Origin of the sequence: Catellatospora vulcania, from assembly GCF_009720385.1 — a bacterium.
GTDB classification, from domain to species: domain Bacteria; phylum Actinomycetota; class Actinomycetes; order Mycobacteriales; family Micromonosporaceae; genus Catellatospora; species Catellatospora vulcania.
In genome coordinates, this window is the sequence record NZ_WARX01000007.1 from 165,730 (window position 1) to 184,111 (window position 18,382).

Here is an 18,382-nt window from a genome sequence, read left to right on the forward strand (position 1 = left end):
ATCAGCTCGCCAGCGTGAAGCCGGACTTCTTCATGTCGGCGACGGTCGCGTCATGCATCGCGCCCAGCGCGTCCGTGAAGGAGGACTTGTTCTGCAGCGCCTTGTCGAAGGCGTCCTTGTACGCGCTGTACGCGACGTTCACGTTGGGGCCGAAGGTGAAGCCCCGCGCGGTGCCGGCGATGTTGGTCGCCTGCTGCCAGAAGTCGGCCTGGTTGGTGAAGTACTCCGGCGCGGTGGTCATCAGAGCCTGGCCGCTCTTGGCCGCCGGGTAGATCGCGGCCTCCTTGATGAGCAGGTCCAGCGCCTTGGCGTCGGTGTTCAGCCAGGACGCGAACTGCGCCGCGGCCTGCTTGTGCTTGCTGCCCTCGGCGATCGCGATGGACGAGCCGCCCCAGAAGCCGGAGTAGTTCTCCCCGGCGCTCCACTGCGGCAGCGGCGCGATGGCCCACTTGCCCTTGCCGTCGGGGGCATTGCTGCTCAGCACACCCGGTGCCCAGACCGCCGACGCCCAGCTCAGGATCTTGCCGCCGTTGAGCGCCGCGTTCCACTCCGGCGTCCACGGGGCCTGCGTGTCGACGACGCCGTCCTTGGCCAGGCCGCCCCAGAAGTCGGCGACCTTCTTCGTCGCGTCGTCGTTGATGCCGACCTTCCAGGCCTCGCCGGTGATGGACCACCACTGCGCGCCGGCCTGCTGCGACAGCCCGGCGAACCAGCCCGGGTCCTTGCTGGAGAAGCCGCCCAGGTAGACGGACTTGTCCTTGGCGTGCACGGTGCGGGCCGCGGCCGCGTACTCGTCCCAGGTCTTGGGGACCGCGATGCCGTACTTGGTGAACAGGTCGGTGCGGTAGTAGAACATCATCGGGCCGCTGTCCTGCGGCAGGCCGTAGACGCCGTCGGTGCCCAGGGTCACCAGGTTCCAGATGCCGTCGGAGAACTGGTCGCGCACTCCGGCGACCTCGCCCTTGATGTCGGCCACGGCCTCGGCGGCCACGAACGACGGCAGCATCTGGTACTCGGCCTGCACCAGGTCGGGCGCGTTGCCCGCCTTGGCCGCGGTCAGGAACTTCGCCGCCGCCTCGTCGCCGCCCGCCTGCTTGCTGACGGTGACCTTGATGTCGGGGTGCGCCGTGTTCCACACCGCCGCGATCTTGTCCATGTTGGGAGCCCACGTCCAGAACGTCAGCTCGACCGGGCCGGTCTCCTGCGGGGTCTGTTCCTGCCCACCGCCCGAACAGCCCGCTGCCAGGGCGCCGACCAGCATTGCGGACATCACCATCCTGAGCCGCTTCGTACGCATAGGTCCTCCGTCAAAGGCGAATTCTCTGTGAACGTTCACAGTGCGGCACAGTGTGCTCGCCACGTAACCGACCCGTCAAGACCCCGTATCCGAGGCGTTACACGCCCCGCCCGCCGCCCGCCGCCCACCCCCCCCTCGGCGCAACTCTTAAAGACTTGGCCTGTCAGGGGATCGCCGATGCCGCGACTCTTTAAGAGTTGCGGCAGAGGGGCGGGCGGGGCGCGGTCGGCGACGGGAGGGTGCTTTGCGGGGGGCGGGCGGTCGGTTACTGTGCACGTTCACAGACGTGCCGTGCTTGTCAGGGGGATTCGTGTCCGAGACCGAACATGTGGTGCCGCGCCTGCGCGGGCTGGCCTTCGGCGGCGACTACAACCCGGAGCAGTGGCCCCGTGAGGTGCAGGAAGAAGACGTCGCGCTGATGCGCGACGCCGGAGTCAACCTGGTCAGCCTCGGCATCTTCGCGTGGGCGCTGCTGGAACCGGAGCAGGGCCGCTACGAGTTCGGCTGGCTCGACGAGATCATCGACCGGCTGCACGCGGGCGGGGTCAGCGTCGACCTCGCCACGCCCAGCGCCGCCCCGCCCGCCTGGTTCGCCCGGAAGTACCCGCACACGCTGCCGGTCAACCGGGACGGCGTGCGCATCGGCTTCGGCAGCCGCGAGACCGCCTGCCCCAGCTCGCCCGAGTACCGCCACGCGACGGTTGAGCTGGCACACCGGCTCGCCGAGCACTACCGCGATCATCCCGGCGTGGTCATGTGGCACGTGCACAACGAGTACGGCGCGCCGCTCGGCGAGTGCTACTGCGAGGCCAGCGTGCAGGCGTTCCGCGGCTGGCTGCGCGAGACCTACCACGGCCTCGACGCGCTCAACGCCGCCTGGGGCACCACGTTCTGGAGCCAGCGTTACGGCGACTGGGACGAGATCGACGCGCCCCGCGCCAACCACACCGTGGTCAACCCGGCGCAGCGGCTCGACTTCGCCCGCTTCAGCTCCGCGGAGAACCTGGCCTGCTTCACGGCGCAGCGTGACGTGATCCGCGCGGCCACCCCGCACCTGCCGGTCACCACGAACTTCATGGTCACCAACTGCAAGTCGATGGACCTGTGGCGCTGGGCGCCCGAGGTCGACGTGGTCTCCAACGACCACTACCTCAACGCCGATCAGCCCGACAACCACATCGACCTGGCCATGGCCGCGGACCTGAGCCGCTCGCTGGGCGGCGGCCGGCCGTGGCTGCTGATGGAGCACTCCACGGGCGCGGTCAGCTGGCAGCCCCGCAACATCGCCAAGCGCCCGGGGGAGATGCGCCGCAACAGCCTCGCCCACGTGGCGCGCGGTTCGGACTCGGTGCTGTTCTTCCAGTGGCGGGCCTCGCGCGCCGGAGCGGAGAAGTTCCACTCGGCGATGCTGCCGCACGCCGGCACCGACTCGGACCTGTGGCGCGACGTGGTCGCGCTGGGCGGTGAGGTCGACCGCCTTTCGGGGGTACGCGGCGCGCGGGTCGCCGCCGAGGTGGCCGTGGTCTGGGACTGGGAGTCCTGGTGGGCGCTGGACCTGGAGTGGCGGCCGAGCGTGGACCTGCGCTTCCGGGAGCGGGTCGAGGCGTACTACGCGGCGCTGTGGCGCGAGCACGCGACCGTCGACTTCGTGCACCCGGCGGCGGATCTTTCGGCGTACAAGCTGGTGGTTGCCCCTAGCGCTTACCTGCTCGGGGAGGCCTCGGCGAAGAACCTGCGGTGTTTCGTCGAGTCGGGCGGGCACCTGCTGGTGTCGTACTTCTCCGGGATCGTCGACGAGCACGACGCCGTACACCCGGGCGCGTACCCGGGGGTCCTGCGTGACGTGCTGGGGCTGTCCGTCGAGGAGTTCCACCCGCTGCGCGAGCACGAGACGGTCGCGCTGTCCGACGGGGGCACGGCCCGGGTCTGGTCGGAGCGGGTCCGCCCGGCGGGCGCGGTGACGGTGACCGGGTTCGCGGCGGGCCCCGACGCCGGGCATCCGGCGGTCACCCGACACGAGCTGGGCCGGGGCACCGCCTGGTACGTCGCCACCAGCGTGGACGGGCTGCGCCCGCTGCTGTCGCAGGCCCTCGACGCGGCCGGGGTGTCGCGCCCGCGCGGCCTGCCGGACAGCGTCGAGGCGGTGCGGCGCGGCGAGTACCTGTTCCTGTTGAACCACGGCGACGAGCCGGTCACCGTGCCGGACGTGTCGGGCGTCGACCTGCTCGACGGGGCGGTCTTCGCCAGTGGGGGAACGGTCCCGCCGGGCGGCGTGCGGGTGATCGGCCCGGCGTAGAGATGCCGGATGGATGTCCATGATGTTACCGATGTGTCTGTGAGCGTTCACATACTCGCAACAGTCGCGTCGGCTGTCAACGGCGGCGTCGCCGGGTGCCCTACCACCCGGCGGCGTCGCTCTTACATGGAGCCGTACACCGACATCGCGGTCAGCGCCCGCGAGCTGTAGTCGAACAGGGCCTGGTTCTCCCAGCCGTTGCCCGACGACGGGTTGGCGGGGTCCCAGCCCGAGCCGGCCTGCGCGGTCCACGCCGGCTCCCAGTAGAAGACGCCCATGCCGCGGCCGTTCGGCACGTTCTTGACGATGTTCACCACGGCGGCGAACGCGTCCCGCTGTCCGGTCGCGCTCGCCGGGTAGCCGCAGGTGCTCGCCAGTGACGAGGTGAAGATGTTGGTCTCGCCGTCGTCCTGTGCCGTGGTGAAGCCGTACGCCGTCTCGGCCACGATGACCGGCTTGCCGTACCGGGACGCCATGTCGTTGAGGTTGGCCTGCAGCCCCGACAGCGGCCCGTGCCAGTAGCAGTAGAACGACGCCCCGATCACGTCGAACGGCACGCGGTACGCCACCGCCTGGTCGAACCACCAGCGGAAGGTGGCGTTGTCGCCGCCCTCGGCCAGGTGCAGCATCACCAGCGTCGAGGAGTTGACCGCCTTGACCGCGTTGACGCCCGACTTCAGCAGCTGCGACAGGTTGTCCCAGTTGGACGTGCTGCCGGTGGGCAGCAGCATGCCGGGGTTGATCTCGTTGCCGACCTGCACCATGTCCGCCGTGGTGCCCTGCGCCTTGAGCGCGTTGAGCACGTCGTAGGTGTGGTTGTAGACCGCGGTGTTCAGCTGGGCGAGGGAGTAGTTCGCCCACGCCGCCGGGGGCACCTGCTTGCCCGGGTCTGCCCACGAGTCGGAGTAGTGGAAGTCGACCAGCAGCTTCAGGCCCTGCGCCTTGATCCGCTGTGCCATGGTCAGCACCCGGGCCTTGTTGTTGTACCCGTCGGCCGGGTTCACCCACACCTTGAGCCGGGCGTAGTTCATGCCCGCGTTCTTCAGGATGGCGATGGCGTCGCCCTGCGTCCCGGAGCTGGTGTAGTACAGCGCGCCGAAGTCCTCGTTCTTCTTCAGCGACGACAGGTCACCACCCTTGACCTGCAGCGACGTGCCGCCGGTGGCGCCCTTGACGAACGTCACGTCGTCCAGGTTGAGCCACTGGTTGGCGGCGGCGCTGGAGTAGACGCTCAGCGTGCACGACGTCGAGCTGACGTTGGCCGTCACCGACACCTGCACCCAGGCGCTGGTGCTGGTCGGGATGTTGACCTGCGCCTGGGCGCCGCCGCAGTTCTTCATCGCCAGGTACGCCGCCGACTGCCCGCCGCCCGAGCGCACCCACGCGCTCAGCGTGTACGAGCCGGTGCTCAGGCCGGTCAGCGTCTGGTATGTCTCGACGGTGTACGCCGAGGCCGACCAGTGCGTGCCGCGGTAGCTGCCGCTGCGCCCGCCCGCCTCGCTCTTCGACGCGGCCACCGTGCCCGACTCGGACCAGCCGGTCGGGGTCTGGCTCGCCCCGTTGGACTCGAACCCGGGGTTGGTGACCGTCGACGCCGCCGCGGCCGGCAGCGCGGGCGCGGCCAGCGCCGCCACCGCGGCGAGTGCCGCCGCGGCCAGCAGTGCCTTTGCTCTGTGCATGATTCCTCCTGATGTGTGAGTCGCTCACAGACACATCGGGGGAACATCCACAGCAGCCCGGGCGGCAGCTGTGAACGTTCACAGAAAACATCGACACGGGTACGTTGTCAAGAGCGGCGGCCCCGACCTGCGGTTCCATTCAGGCGGTGTACGCCAGGGCCATCGAGGCGACGACCGGGCCCAGGTAGAGCAGCGGGAACGGGACGTGCGAGTAGGACCGCGCCCGCAGCACGGTGATCACCGCGCCGGTGAAGTAGAGCACCAGCCCGATGCCCGCCAGCAGACCGACCACCGGCTCGAACAGCCCGGCCAGCAGACCCAGCGCCCCCGCGGCCTTGGCGACGCCGAGCCAGGTCCACCACGAACGGGGCACCCCGTACTCGGCCAGCGGCTCGACGACCCACCTGGCCCCGGCGAGGACGGAGGCGGCGGAGAAGCCGACCCAGGCGGCGGCGAGGACGGTGACGACGGTGTGAGTGGTGGACATCAGGTGCTCCTCATCGGGCTGTGAACTGCTCTTCACCGGTATGACTCGGCCCGCCACCCGTTTGTGACAGCGCGGTGAGATCTTGTCCGGACAGGCACAGCGTCCCTGCAGCAAGCAGCCGCCCGCGCCATCTCGTTCGTCGGCTACAACACCTTCGGCGAGCAGTCGGAGGTGAAGGACCCGAACGGCAACCGGACCACCATCGAGTTCGACGCCGAAGGGCGCGAGACGGCGGTGCGGATGCCGGCGTACACCCCACCGGGCACCTCCACGCCGCTGAACCCCGTCGCCCGCACCGAATACGACGACGCCGGGCGCATCACCAAGAGCATCGACCCGTCGGGCATCGAGACCTGGCTGTACTACGACCAGCAGGACCGCATCTCGAAGCTGCGCACCCCGGCGCCCGACGGCGGCTACGCCTACACGCGGTACACCTACGACAAGAACAGCAACGTGCTGTCGACCACCGACCCGCTCGGTGCGGTCAGCTCGGCGACCTACGACTTCATGGACCGTCGCAAGACGGCCACCGACGCCGGGACACACACCACCAACTACGAGTACAGTGCGGGCGGCTGGCTGTCGAAGGTCACCTCGCCGTCGGGCATCGTCAGCCGTACGCAGCACAACGCCGCCGGTCAGACCGAATTCGCCTGGGACGCCGCCGGCAAGCAGAGCACCGTCGAATACGACAAGGCCGGCCGCCCCCTGCGCACGATCAACCCGGACCTGTCGTACACCCGCGTCGAATACGACATGCTCAGCCAGGTCGTCGAGAAGCGGCTGCACGCCGCCGGCGGCGCGGAGCAGGTGCACACCTCGTCCAGGTACGACCGGGCAGGACGCCTCACCTCGGCGATCGACGGCCTGGGCCACACGACAGAATTCGGCTACGACGACACCGGCCTGCTCGTCCGCCAGTCCGAACCGATCAGCGCAGCCGATGCGATCGTGTCCACGTTCGGCTACGACCCGGCGGGCAACCGGACCCGGTTCACCAACGGCCGCGGCTACTCCTACGTCACCACCTATAACACCCTCGGCCTCGAAGAATCCACGATCGAGCCGACGACCACCGCATTCCCCAACCCCGCAGACCGCACCTACACCAAGATCTACGACGGTGGCGGCCGCCTGGCCCAGCTTGTCGAGCCCGGCGGCGTGACGGTCGGCTTCGCCTACAACGCGGCCGGACAGCTCTCCGAGCAGACCGGCACCGGTGCCGAAGCCGCCACCAAGACACGCACCATCACCTACGACGCCGCCGGTCGGGTGAAGGCCTTCTCCGGCGCGGGCGCCGCCGACAACACCGTGGAGTACGACCCCCGCGGACTCGTCGCCTCGATCAGCGGGGCGGCCTCCGGCGACACCGCGTTCACCTACACCGCCGACGGGCAGCTCAAGACCCGCACCGACGCCGCAGGAAACACGGTCTACGAATACGACGGCGCGGGCCGCCTGCACGAGGTCACCAACGGCACGCTGAAGCAGACCTACGACTACGACGACATGTCGCGAGTCAAGCGGATCGACTACGGCACCGGCGGCGACTACCGGGTCCTCGACTACTACCCGACCCAGCGACTCAAGAGCGACAAGCTCTTCACCCTCGGTGGCGCCACGGTCGCCTCACTCGAATACGAGTGGGACGCCAACGGCAACCCCCTGAAGAAGACCACCACCGGGGTCAGCGGAGCCGCGACCAACGTCTACACCTACGACTGGGCCAACCGGCTCACCTCCTGGACCGCCACCCCGCAGGGCGGCAGCACCCAGCCGAGCGTGCAGTACGAATACGACAAGGCGGGCAACCGGACTCTCGCCGGTGCGAAGGTCTTCGCCTACGACGCCCGCAACCGCCTCACCTCAGCCGCGGGCGACCAGTACACGTACACCGCCCGGGGCACGCTGCGCACGGTCTACGACGGCACCAGCAGCACCACGTCGGCTGACGCCTTCGGGCAGATCCGAAGCCAGGCCGGTCCGGGCGGCACCCAGACCTACGACTACGACGCACTCGGCCGGGCCATCCAGCCGGGTAAGAAGTTCACCGGCCTCGACAACGACCTTGCCGAGGACAGCACCGCCAAGTACGTCCGCGACCCGGCGAACCGCGTCATCGGCCAGAAGGACAACACCGGCGCGGGCAGCTACGCCTGGACCGACCTGCACGACGACGTCATCGCACAGTTCGGCGCGAGCGACACGACCGTGACCCGCTCGGTCACCTACGACCCGTTCGGCGCCGTCATCGCCGGCGGCAACCTGGTCGGGTCGCTGGGTTACCAGTCGGAGTGGACCGACACGTCGACCGGCCGGGTCAACATGGCCGCACGGTGGTACAACACCGAGACCGGGCAGTTCGACTCCCGTGACACGGCCAGCAACAGCCCGTCGCCGTCGTCGGCCAACGCCAACCGGTACGCCTACGGCAACGCCAACCCGCTCGTGCACACCGACCCCAGCGGGCACGTGGCGACGGCCGTCGATCCCGGGTACACCAAGACCGAGGAGGAGGTGGAAGACCTCTGCGCGACGGATGCTTCGGCCGCGTCCATCTGCGGCGACAAAGCATCCGCGCCACCCCCGCCCTCGGGCGGCGGACCCAGCAACAACCCCGATGACGGGCCGCCCACGACGAAGGCCGAGATCGAGCGGCTCAAGGCCGAAATCGAAGCCGCCCAGAAGATGGCCAACAAGTCCTTCCTGGACGTGCTGATCGAGTGCGGCGTCGGGATCCTCCTGGACTTCCTCGGCATCACCGACATCATCAACTGCTTCACCAAGGGCGACCTGTGGGCATGTGCCGACATGGTGATGGGCATCCTGCCGGTCAGCAAGCTCTTCACGATGGGCAAGAAGATCTTCAAGGCCGTCGATGCCGCCTTCTCCGCCTACAAGGCGTGGAAGAACGCCATCAAGGTCGCCGAACAGATCATCGAGCAGGGCAAGAGAGCTCTCGAGGCACTCGAGAAACTCAACGACATCGCCGACACCGTCAACACGCTCGGTGAACTGGCCGGCATCGACACCGGCCTGCCCACACTGCCGCTGATTCCCTTCACCGGCGGTGGAAACAAAAAGAAGCCGTCCAAGCACTCAGACGGCTCCGGCGCACCGTCCAAGCCAAAGCAGCAGGATCCGGCCAAGCCGGCAGCCAACGCCCCAGCCAACACTGCCCCGCACCAGCCGGTCCAACCGAACCCGGCGAACACAGGAAACGGCGGCGGCACTCAGCCTGACCATGACAATGGTTCTGGCGACGGCCCGAGCTGCCCACGCCTCCACAGTTTCGACCCGAAGACGCCGGTGCTCATGGCCGACGGCTCGGTGCAGCCGATCGAAGATGTCGAAATCGGCGACGAGGTGCTCGCGACCGATCCCGAAACTGGAGAAGACACCAGCCAGGAGATCACGCATCTCCATCTCAACTACGACGTTGACCTGACCGACCTCACCGTCAGCACCGTGGCTCCAGAGGGCTCGGCACCACATTCTGACGGTGAAGATCTCGGTGCGGGGACAATCCGCGGACCCACGACCACCACGCTGTACACCACCCAGCACCACCCCTTCTGGGACGCAACCCTTGGCGAATGGGTCGACGCAGCCGACCTAGAACCCGGCCACGAGCTGACTGGCCCGCTGGGCGAGAAGCAATACGTCACCGCCGTACGCAATTACGTGGGTGGCAAGGACATGCGCGACCTAACGGTCGCAAACGTCCACACGTACTATGTGATCGCCGGCAATGATCCTGTTCTGGTCCACAACAATGATCCAGGGCTTATCAACCTCGGAGTTACCGGTGAATCCTGTCCCATCGGAGGACGTCAGGGATGGGTGCCGGACGCTGCGGAAGGATTCCCGAGTTACGATAAGACCGGTGGTTGGGTAGAAGGAATGGGGCCGGCCAAAGACTTCGCTGGGCCGGGTGAGACCCTAAACTGGGAGCATGTTGTTGAGCAACGGCAAGGCTTGCCTGCAAACTCCAACTTCCCTCAGGAATGGATCAACCATCCAGACAACATGATGCTGCTGGATAGCGCTACTAACTTCGCGAAGAATGGATACTACTCCAAGAAATTTAATTGGACTGGTGGGCAAAAGGTTAGAGACTTCCTCACCGGTATGCCATTCAACCAGCAATGGGACTTCGGAATGTACGTAATCAATACAATCAGAACGCATGGTAAACAAGGCTTGGTTGGGGACGTGTAAGCATGAAATCGCTAGATGATCTGTATAACGAGGCGGTCGACTACGGCGTCGAGGGTGCCGTGCCTGCTGGTACGCCCGTCGGTGTGGCAAAACTCTCGCATGTCATGCGGGTATTCAATGCCATAATGAGCGGCGGACTGGGTTTTGCGGTAGAAGTTATCGAGCCCGACGAGTTCGATCGTGCCGTGGAAGGTTTCCGATACCTTAATCTAGGCGAGATTGCGAACCTTCTCGCGGAACTGGTCGAAAGTTATGGCGGTTCCAACTATGACTTGCAGAAAGAAGATGCCCTAGATCAAATGCTAAACGATGGTGACCCGGTCGATGACGCTTTTCGGAGGAAGGCTGTCGAGGTTCCATCTGAATTCGGATTGTGATAGTTGAAGGTTCTAGATGATCCGGCGATTCGTGTGGGTCGGCTATCAATCCGGCTGAACCCATCGGCCGGCTCGGCACCTGTGACGGTCTAAATGATCAGGATCATGGTGCGGTAATTAAAAGCGACGCATTGGGCTCAGTACGAAATGCCGCCTCCAGCCGAAGCGGTATCTCAAAATGCGCCCTACGATTGATGTCCTGCACTCCGAAAAGTAGTGTTGCCATTACGGTGTGCATTGGCGGTCGTGGCTGTGCGGTGGGGTTGCCGTCAGCGTTGCCGTCAAACGTAGACATAACATGTCGATAGATCGATATAAAAGTCCAATGTGGACACAGCCCCCATTGTTTGTGATCGTTACGGCTTGCTGACTGCGGGACGGGCTGACGTATCCGGTGGCGTGCCGCGTCAGCGGTGCGGCGTCGATCGCCGGTTGCCGCTGCTCGGCTCGACCGCCCTGGCGATCGTCACGGCCTCGGGTTCAGCGGATCGCTTCGGGCATCTCTGTCGCCTTATTGCGTGGGCGCGTGCGCGCGGGCCGGAACGGCGTAGCGCGTGCGCGTGCGTCCGGCGTAGCCGGGCGCTCTTGATGCTTTTTGTATAGCAACTTTGAGCCCACTCGGGACTTCGGCTTGGTCGGTGGCGGTCAGGTCAGGTTGGAGGCGCGGTTGTCGAGGCGTTGGGCTGTGGTGAGTCCGCGTCGTCGGTAGGCGGCGAGGTGGGCGCGCATCGAGGTGATGGCGTCGCGGGTGCGGGCGGAGCGGATGCCGGTCATGCCGTCCAGGGCGGTGTTCCAGGTGTGGCAGGCGGCTTCGACGTTGCCTCGGGCGCATTGGATCTCGGCGAGGTCGGCCAGGGTGAGGGCGTGGATACGCGGGTGGGTGGCCGGGTTCCAGCAGCGGGCCGAGCGTCGTAGCTGGTCTTCGGCTGCGGTGAGGTCGCCCATGGCTTGGAGGGCTTTGCCGGCCTGGTTGGCCAGCCGGGCTTCGGCGGGTCCGCCCAGCGACGCCCACTCGGGTGCGGCGTCGCCGCGGCTGCGGTCGAGTAGCCGTTCTGCGGTGGAAAGCGCTGAGCGTGCCTGCTGGTTGTCGCCGTTGGTGGCGTGGGCGCGGGCGGCGGTGAGCCAGAACAGGCTTTCGGTGTCGGGGTCGGTGCGGCCTTTGACCCGGTCGAGTGCGGCGTCGGCCAGGTCGACGCAGTGTTCGCGGCGTCCGAGGTCCATGGCCTGGTGGGCGAGGATGCGTAGCCCGTATGCGGCGTGCGCGTGGGGGTCGGCCTCGGCGGCGAGTTGGTAGGAGTGCAGGTAGTAGCGCTGTGCCAGCCCTGGCAGGCCCAGGTCGTGGGCCTTCCACCCGGCGAGGTAGGCCAGTTGGGCGGCGGCGGCGAACATCGAGCGGCGCAGTGCGTCGGTGGCGAAGGTGGCGCGCAGGTAGGCGGTGACGTCGGTGGTGAGGTATTCGACGACGGCGGTGCGGGCGTGGCCGCCGCCGAGGCGTTCGTCTGCGGCGTTGAACGCGGCGGTCATCTGCCGGACGGCGTCGATCTCGCCCTGGCCGACGGTGACTGTCGGTCGGGTGCGGGCGGTGTGGGCGCGGGCGGCGATCTCGGGCTGTTGCAGCGGCAGCAGTAGCGCGGCGACCGAGTACGCGGCGCCGGAGATCAGGGTGCGGCGGTCCACGTCGGCTCTGCCCAGGTGCGCGACGGCGGCCACGGCGTCCGGCGGCAGGCTCGCCGGGTCGTAGACGGGTTCATCGCCTGAGCCTAGCCCGAGATCGGCTGGCGTGAGTGGACGCGCCAGCCGTCGTGACAGGGCTTCGGCGAGGTAGCCGACGGTGCGCGGCTGGGGGCGGGTGCCGGCGATCCAGTGCGCCACCGAAGACTTGTTGGCCCGCAGCCGGTTGTCGCCGTTCTCGGCGGCGATGTGGCACACCGACCGGGCGAGGGCTTCGTAGGAGATGCTGGCCTCGGCGATGAGCTGGTGGAGCCGGTCGTTGGGTGCGGTGCTGGCGCGCACGTGTCCGCCCTTTCGTGAGCGTGGTTCATCAACGTGGTTAAACCTGTGAAACGCTCGCACCGGCCCGTGAGCCTACAGTCCGGGCGTGGTCGCCGGTTGACTGTCGGTAGGGGTGATTCGCACCCGCCCCGATCGGCGCGGCGGCCGGACGCATCCCATGGCACCGACCGCCGCGCCTCGTCACCACGCCAGGGGAGGGGCACGGTCATGGGCAGAGCGCTGACAGCCGCGCAGTTCGAGGCGTACGCGCGACGGCAGATCACCGTCGCCCTGGACATCCTCGACGGCCACCACGCCGACCTGTTCGGACTGTGCGCGTGCGGCAGGCCGCAGCCGTGCTCGGTCGCGGCCACCTGCCAGGCCACGATCGACCACTACCGGGCCAAGCTCGCACTGGTCGAAGCGACCCAGCCGCTACGGCTCGTCGTGTCGAAGCCATCGTCGGCCCCACACCGCCCAGGCATCGCACTACCGGCGATCGGAACCTGAGACCGACCGACGTCCAAGCCGCGCCCGCGTACCGCCGCCCATCGACGCTCGCGAGATCAGTAAGCGGCCGGTATTGACGTCTGGCGATGCTGTTTCCGGGATCACCGGCGACGTGCGCTCACGTTGCCGTCACGGTAGCCGTCAGGGAAGGTGTCCGGTTCCATCCGCCGCAAGAAGCCGCAGGTAGCAGCCAAAATGCATCGATCACTGCCTGCGTGAGGTCAACTTTCCCACACGTACTATGTGATCGCCGGTGACTCGCCGGTCCTCGTGCACAACTGCGATCCGGAAATTCAGGACCTTGGTTCGATTACCGGAGCGGGCCAGACTAATCTTTGGGATTTGAAGGTTAGGGACAGAGGTCTTGCTTTCGAGGAACACCTAGGAATGTCGAACCTGCCCGACGGTTTCAAGACGTTCGACCACCTGGAAGCAGATTCAGGTATTGGCATTAGTCTTAAGACTGTCGACACCCGCAGAGCCTCAACTCAGACTGGCACTGGGTTGTACAACCGGCTCAAGGGCTTCATCGACGATACGGCAAACTATAATGGCGATCATCGCCATCCCGGGGTTGCTCCGGCCAACTGGATGGAGCATCGTGTTCTTTATGTGGTACTACATTCCGATCCGTTGACAAAGGGTCAGCTATCGCAACTCGCGAGGCTCCAAAACGACGGTGCGCTCAAGGGAATCACAGTTCTCTTCGGGGCCTCATCTGGCTGAATAAGGAGGATCTTGCAGTGGGATACGCATTTCACATCACGCGTGCCGAAAACTGGTTTGACAGCGAAAGCGCTCCGATATCTCGCGAAGAGTGGGAGCGACTTGCAGATGAGTTCGCTGCACTACGTGCGGATGAATTTGTCGACTGGACCGATATTGGCCCGCAAAAGCTCTACGTTATTGAAGGCGAAACGGCTTCGTTCTCGTGGCGCAAGGGAAAGGTTGATATTGAGGGGTCGTATACGGATGTCGTAGAGGAGATTGCCAACGAACTCGCGAGCCTGCTTGGGGGAAAAGTGCAAGGGGACGACGAGGATTGATGGATTGGTGGATGTAGTGCTTAAGGATGCACTTCCGGTGCGGCCCTGCAGGCTGAAATAGGGGCTTTGTAAGACCGCGAGGTTGAGGGGCCGCACCATTACCGCAAGTTCAGGTGCCATTACTTTGGGCGCCGAGGGGTGTGGTTGTGTGCCCGCGTTGCTGTCACGGTTGCTGTCAGACGCTTTGTATATATGTAAATGGGTCGATAGAACAACCTGGACGGGTTGTCGGGAGTGGCTGGGACAACTGCGCCGGAGGGCGGGAGTAATCGCGGTGGCTCGCTCCGGGCTGCCCGGTGGCACGGCGCGTAGCGTATCGCCCACTACCAGGCCACGCTCGCCATCACCGACACCACCATGCCCATGCCGACCATCACGCCCCGCGAGACGAGCCCCGGTGCTGCCGACGACCGGCAGCCATCCGCATAGCCGAACCGGGCTGACCCACGCTCTATCGACGCTCGTGGTTGCTGTGGCGGCCGACACGTGTGGTGTTCCCCTGCGTTGCGGTCAGCGTTGCTGTCAACATCGCACAGGGTCTATGTGCCTGATTGCCCGAGGTCGAGCTAAGCCCATGTAGTCGGCACACTCCGAGCCGAGAGCCATTGTGCTGATCATGGTGCTGAGGCCACACGTACTATGTGATGGCTGGCGAAACGCCAGTCCTGGTTCATAACTGCAACGTTGATTATTTTGATCCAAATAATGACCTGTTAAACGCGGTGCACAACCAGCGAATAGCCGATAATAACAGGGGCAATCTTTATGCCGCGATCACTTATCGCGATGGCAACAAGATTCGCACGGCAGTGGCGCATTCGGATAGTGTCGGCCATGCGGAAGAGCATTTGCTCAACCAGTACGGCAAGGAGAATATCATTGAGATGTACTCCGAGTTCCAGCCTTGTAGTGGTAGGAAGAACTGCTGGGCAGCAACGGATGGAATCAAGCGTTCATGGACATGGGATTGGACTGTCTCTGCTGCGGGTGGCTCCGCGCAAAAGGAGCGGAAGGACGCCATGACGATATTGTTTGAACTCGCACGTATGTAAGTCGTCGCCAATCCGATTAAAGGAATCATTGTGAAATACGAAGAGTTGGCATTGAGGCGACTTGACGATCGTTGGGCTGCGGACATGCTGTCGCGCGAGGGGTTGCCCGACGATCATCTTCTCTTCCGTGCGCGTCCTGCGGATGCAGACAGTTGGGTGCAGTCGGCTGACGGGCGATCATGGCTGCGGCTCGGCGACATTGGCCCGGCTAGGGGACTCTTCATCTGCGACGTTGGCGGAGAGATTGCTGATGTGCTTTCGCCCGATGGCTATGTTTGGCATATAAACCAGTCCCTACATCATTTCGTCGCGTCGGTTGCTGCGTTCGATGCCTCGTACCCATTCTGCGAGACAAGTAACGACCTGGACGAAGCATCGAGCGCTGCTAACGGATTCGAGCAGGATTTGATGCGCATAGACCCAACCGTTTTTAGTGAGGAGGGTGGATTCTGGAAATCTGTAGTATTCGATATCGAGTCCGGAGACTTTAGTGCCGAATAGCCGCACGCCGGGTTGTGACCGCTACTCCGAAGAGTAGTGGTGCCATTACCTCGTGCGCTGGGGTACGTGTTCGTTCGCCTGGGTTGCCGTCACGGTTGCCGTCAAGCACACATATAACATGTCAATGCATCGATCAAGGGGTCCAATGTGGACGTGGTTGTCATCGTGCGTGATCGCTACCGTTCGCTGGCTGCGGGACGGGCTGCGGTATCCGGTGGCGCGCCGCGTCAGCGGTGCGGGCGTCGATCGCCGGTTGCCGCTGCTCGGCTTGACCACCTCGGCGATCGTCGCGGTCTTGCGTATGGGCTTCGACTCGTCTGATGCCTTGTTGCGTGGGCGCGTGCGCGCGGGCCGAAGGCATAGCGCGTGCGCGTGCGTCCGGCGTAGCCGGGCGCTCTTGATATCCGTAAAGCGTTTTTGGACCAGGCTGGTCAGAGGCGATGGTTGTCGGGCCAGTGGATGTCGCCGTGGAAGGTAGGCCCGATGGGTGACCGGTCGACAGGTGTCGTGGCTGCGCGGGTGAGTTCGGCGAGTCGATCAGCGATGCGCTCGCCGGCGAGTCCGACGGCCCGGATCATGCCGACCCTGACGCCGGTGATCCCGTGCCTGCGTGACGCGGTGAACCGACGCCCCGGCTGGACGACTCCGCCGGGGCGTCAACCGTTTCGCGGGCTGGTCGGCACGCCTGCCGGTGTCGCGGTCGTCGATATGATCTGCCCCCAGCGGTCGCGGCATACGTAGGACAGGCTCGCGTGAATGGGGGTGCCGTCGTTGTCGCGCAGCACCGGGACCCCGCAGTGTAGACACGGCGACACCCGAGGCCAGGTCGGACGGTCGAGAGGGGTGTTCACCGGCGGCCCTCCTCGCCGCCGCTGACGGCTGCGCGTTCCTCGGCGGCGATGCGTGCGAACCGCTCCGGTGAGCACCAGGGACACAGGTGCGTGCCCTTGCGTGGTCGCCGCCGGTAGAGGTCGAGCAGCCACGGCTGCCGCGCGATCAGGTCGTCCACGGCCAGGTCAAGGTTCTGCATCCGCATCCTCCTCGTCGCGTGGATGCCGGCCGGGTACGTCGGTGCCACCCCTTGTCACACCGACGATCCGGCCGGCCCGGCGCAGCGTCCGTGCCACGCCGATCCCGCACCTCCGCGGCCTGTCTCGGCGAGCGCGGCGACACGGGTGTCGATGTCGGACGCTACCCGTCTCCCGAGTGCGGACTAGTACTTAAAGTGCGGGTCGATGGCTGAGGGTGAGCCCGCAGCGGGCGGCCAGCTCCCGCAACGCCGAGTCGGTGCGCATCGGCGTCCGGGCCAGATCCAGCAGCAGCGAGCGCACCAGCCGGTGCCGGCGCACCTGCTCCGGCGTCAGCTCCTCGGCGTCGATCAGCGCCCGGACCGCCTGCTCCGGGTGATGGCGCTGCAGGTGCGCGCGGGCCACGTCGATCAGCAGCCGCGCCTGCCGCTCCGGCGACACGCCACCCGTGTCGATGCGTGCCGCCGCCCGCAGCGCGCTGCCCGCGTCACCCAGCTCGACCAGCACCGCGACCTCCTGGATCGCAACGTTCGTCGGCCCGAACTCGGTGTCGTGGTCGTCGCGACCCTCACCCAACCGGCCGCCGAGCTGCCGCGCCTGGGCCAGCCGCTGGTGGGCGGCATCGGCATCGTTGCGCCTGGCCGAGATCAGCGCCGCCTGCAACCACAACACGCCCTGCACCGAGACCGCAGCCGGGTCCCCGGCCGCGACCAGCGGCACCAGCGCGTCGATCGCGGTCATCGCGGTGTGCTCGGCCTGGTCATGACGCCGATCCGCCTGGAACACCAACACCAGCCGAAACGCGCCCTCCGCCATCAGCAGCCGGTCCCCGACGTGCTCGGCGACCCCGATGGCCCTGTCCGCGGCCACCCACGCCGCATCGGACTCGCCCAGCTTCGCCAGCGCCGCCGCCGTCGCGTGATAAGCCCTGGCCAGCGCCGCACCAGCTGACCTGCGCGCGGCACCCTTCGCGGTGCGGGTCGCCGCTTCCAGGCGCGGGATCAACTCAGTCAGCAGCGGCAACAGCCGTTCGTAGTCGGCGGCGTGCGCCAACTCCCACGCACGGGCCACCTCAGCGCGGGCCTGCTCCAGATCGACCGGCTGCGCGGGCGGCTGGACAGCCAGCCCCAGGGCCAAGCTCGACGACAGCAGCATCCGCAACGCCACCGCCGGCTCCGGCCGCTGATGTACCGCCGCCACCACGGGCGTGTCCGCGGCCAGTTCCCCCAGCGGCACGCCGAGCACGTCGGCGACCCGGCGCAGCATCGTCATCCGGTCGATCCGCCGTGCGCCGCGTTCCACCTGCGACACCCACGTCTCCGACCGGTCTATCATCGCCGCGAAGTCCCGCTGCGACAGGCCGCGTTGAGAGCGGTAGAACGCGATCCGCCGCCCCAGCGCCCGCGCGCCCGGATCGTCGCCACTCATGCAGGCAGCCCCTTGGCCGCGGCCGGGGCCAGGAACTCCACCCGATGCGAGACCAGCAGAGGGTTCTTCGCCGCATGGAACGCGATCACATGCTCTGCCGTCTCATGTGCCTGAAACGCCGCATCGTCGGCGTAGACCTCGTAGAACAGGCGCGCCAGCGGCTCACCGTTCACCTTGTGCGTGGCGTACACCAGCGTGCCCGGCTCCTTCGCCCGGATCTGCTCCACCGCCTGCTCCGTCAGCTCGTCGAAGCGGACCGCCGACTCCTCATCACGGATGTCGAACCGCACCACCAGGCCAAACACAGCCACCTCCGAAAACCGTCACCGAAACGAGCCGCACTAATTGTGCGGGTCGCCACCGGGGTGTGCGCAAGACCCTGCGACCGATCTCCACATCCGACGGCAACCCGGTGACGCTGCGACGCCCACAAGTCCGTGCGCTGACGTTGCCGTCACCGTTGCC

The 18,382-nt window shown here is 66.4% G+C and carries 15 protein-coding genes; 8 read left to right on the forward strand and 7 right to left on the reverse strand.

Annotation, left to right across the window (positions count from 1 at the left end):
* Nucleotide 1: 1 nt before the first annotated feature.
* Nucleotides 2–1,270, reverse strand: coding sequence for an ABC transporter substrate-binding protein (locus tag F6W97_RS28775; RefSeq protein WP_230687062.1), 1,269 nt, complete (start codon nucleotides 1,268–1,270; stop codon nucleotides 2–4).
* Between the two features lie 337 nt (nucleotides 1,271–1,607).
* Between F6W97_RS28775 and F6W97_RS28780 the strand changes: the two genes are divergently transcribed.
* Nucleotides 1,608–3,593: a beta-galactosidase gene (locus F6W97_RS28780; protein ID WP_230687063.1), complete on the forward strand. Its 1,986-nt coding sequence runs from the start codon at nucleotides 1,608–1,610 to the stop codon at nucleotides 3,591–3,593.
* Between the two features lie 122 nt (nucleotides 3,594–3,715).
* Here F6W97_RS28780 and F6W97_RS28785 read toward each other — a convergent pair whose 3' ends face one another.
* Nucleotides 3,716–5,272, reverse strand: a complete 1,557-nt coding sequence (locus tag F6W97_RS28785) for a glycosyl hydrolase 53 family protein (protein ID WP_155373685.1) — start codon at nucleotides 5,270–5,272, stop codon at nucleotides 3,716–3,718.
* A gap of 139 nt (nucleotides 5,273–5,411) precedes the next feature.
* On the reverse strand, nucleotides 5,412–5,759 hold the full coding sequence (locus F6W97_RS28790; protein WP_155373686.1) for a DoxX family protein: 348 nt from the start codon (nucleotides 5,757–5,759) through the stop codon (nucleotides 5,412–5,414).
* Nucleotides 5,760–5,930: 171 nt separating this feature from the next.
* Here F6W97_RS28790 and F6W97_RS28795 point away from each other — a divergent pair, with 171 nt between their 5' ends.
* Complete coding sequence (locus tag F6W97_RS28795; protein ID WP_155373687.1) at nucleotides 5,931–9,983, forward strand: RHS repeat-associated core domain-containing protein; 4,053 nt, start codon at nucleotides 5,931–5,933, stop codon at nucleotides 9,981–9,983.
* Nucleotides 9,984–9,985: 2 nt separating this feature from the next.
* On the forward strand, nucleotides 9,986–10,360 hold the full coding sequence (locus tag F6W97_RS28800) for a hypothetical protein (protein WP_155373688.1): 375 nt from the start codon (nucleotides 9,986–9,988) through the stop codon (nucleotides 10,358–10,360).
* Nucleotides 10,361–11,005: 645 nt separating this feature from the next.
* Here F6W97_RS28800 and F6W97_RS28805 read toward each other — a convergent pair.
* Nucleotides 11,006–12,373: an alpha/beta hydrolase family protein gene (locus F6W97_RS28805; protein ID WP_155373689.1), complete on the reverse strand. Its 1,368-nt coding sequence runs from the start codon at nucleotides 12,371–12,373 to the stop codon at nucleotides 11,006–11,008.
* 207 nt (nucleotides 12,374–12,580) lie between these two features.
* On the opposite strand from F6W97_RS28805, the gene F6W97_RS28810 reads away from it, so the two are divergent.
* The 5 genes from F6W97_RS28810 to F6W97_RS28830 all read left to right on the forward strand — a co-directional run bounded on the left by F6W97_RS28810 (nucleotide 12,581) and on the right by F6W97_RS28830 (nucleotide 15,461).
* A complete protein-coding gene (locus F6W97_RS28810; protein WP_155373690.1) occupies nucleotides 12,581–12,862 on the forward strand; it encodes a hypothetical protein in 282 nt (93 codons plus the stop codon).
* Between the two features lie 243 nt (nucleotides 12,863–13,105).
* Nucleotides 13,106–13,588 carry an endonuclease toxin domain-containing protein gene (locus F6W97_RS28815; protein WP_155373691.1) on the forward strand — a complete coding sequence of 161 codons (483 nt, stop codon included), beginning with the start codon at nucleotides 13,106–13,108 and terminating at the stop codon, nucleotides 13,586–13,588.
* Between the two features lie 17 nt (nucleotides 13,589–13,605).
* Nucleotides 13,606–13,908 carry a hypothetical protein gene (locus tag F6W97_RS28820; protein ID WP_155373692.1) on the forward strand — a complete coding sequence of 101 codons (303 nt, stop codon included), beginning with the start codon at nucleotides 13,606–13,608 and terminating at the stop codon, nucleotides 13,906–13,908.
* Between the two features lie 644 nt (nucleotides 13,909–14,552).
* The gene (locus F6W97_RS28825; protein ID WP_155373693.1) at nucleotides 14,553–14,960 is read left to right on the forward strand and encodes a nucleic acid/nucleotide deaminase domain-containing protein; all 408 of its coding nucleotides are present in this window, start codon (nucleotides 14,553–14,555) and stop codon (nucleotides 14,958–14,960) included.
* A 30-nt stretch (nucleotides 14,961–14,990) separates the two neighbouring features.
* A complete protein-coding gene (locus F6W97_RS28830) occupies nucleotides 14,991–15,461 on the forward strand; it encodes an SUKH-4 family immunity protein (RefSeq protein ID WP_155373694.1) in 471 nt (156 codons plus the stop codon).
* A gap of 847 nt (nucleotides 15,462–16,308) precedes the next feature.
* Here the strand turns inward: F6W97_RS28830 and F6W97_RS28835 are convergent.
* The 3 genes from F6W97_RS28835 to F6W97_RS28845 all read right to left on the reverse strand — a co-directional run bounded on the left by F6W97_RS28835 (nucleotide 16,309) and on the right by F6W97_RS28845 (nucleotide 18,222).
* Nucleotides 16,309–16,491: a hypothetical protein gene (locus F6W97_RS28835; protein ID WP_155373695.1), complete on the reverse strand. Its 183-nt coding sequence runs from the start codon at nucleotides 16,489–16,491 to the stop codon at nucleotides 16,309–16,311.
* 190 nt (nucleotides 16,492–16,681) lie between these two features.
* Entirely contained in the window at nucleotides 16,682–17,917 is a 1,236-nt protein-coding gene (locus F6W97_RS28840; RefSeq protein ID WP_155373696.1) for a helix-turn-helix domain-containing protein, read from the reverse strand.
* The gene (locus tag F6W97_RS28845; RefSeq protein ID WP_155373697.1) at nucleotides 17,914–18,222 is read right to left on the reverse strand and encodes a putative quinol monooxygenase; all 309 of its coding nucleotides are present in this window, start codon (nucleotides 18,220–18,222) and stop codon (nucleotides 17,914–17,916) included. The genes F6W97_RS28840 and F6W97_RS28845 overlap by 4 nt, the downstream gene beginning before the upstream one ends.
* Between the last annotated feature and the right edge of the window lie 160 nt (nucleotides 18,223–18,382).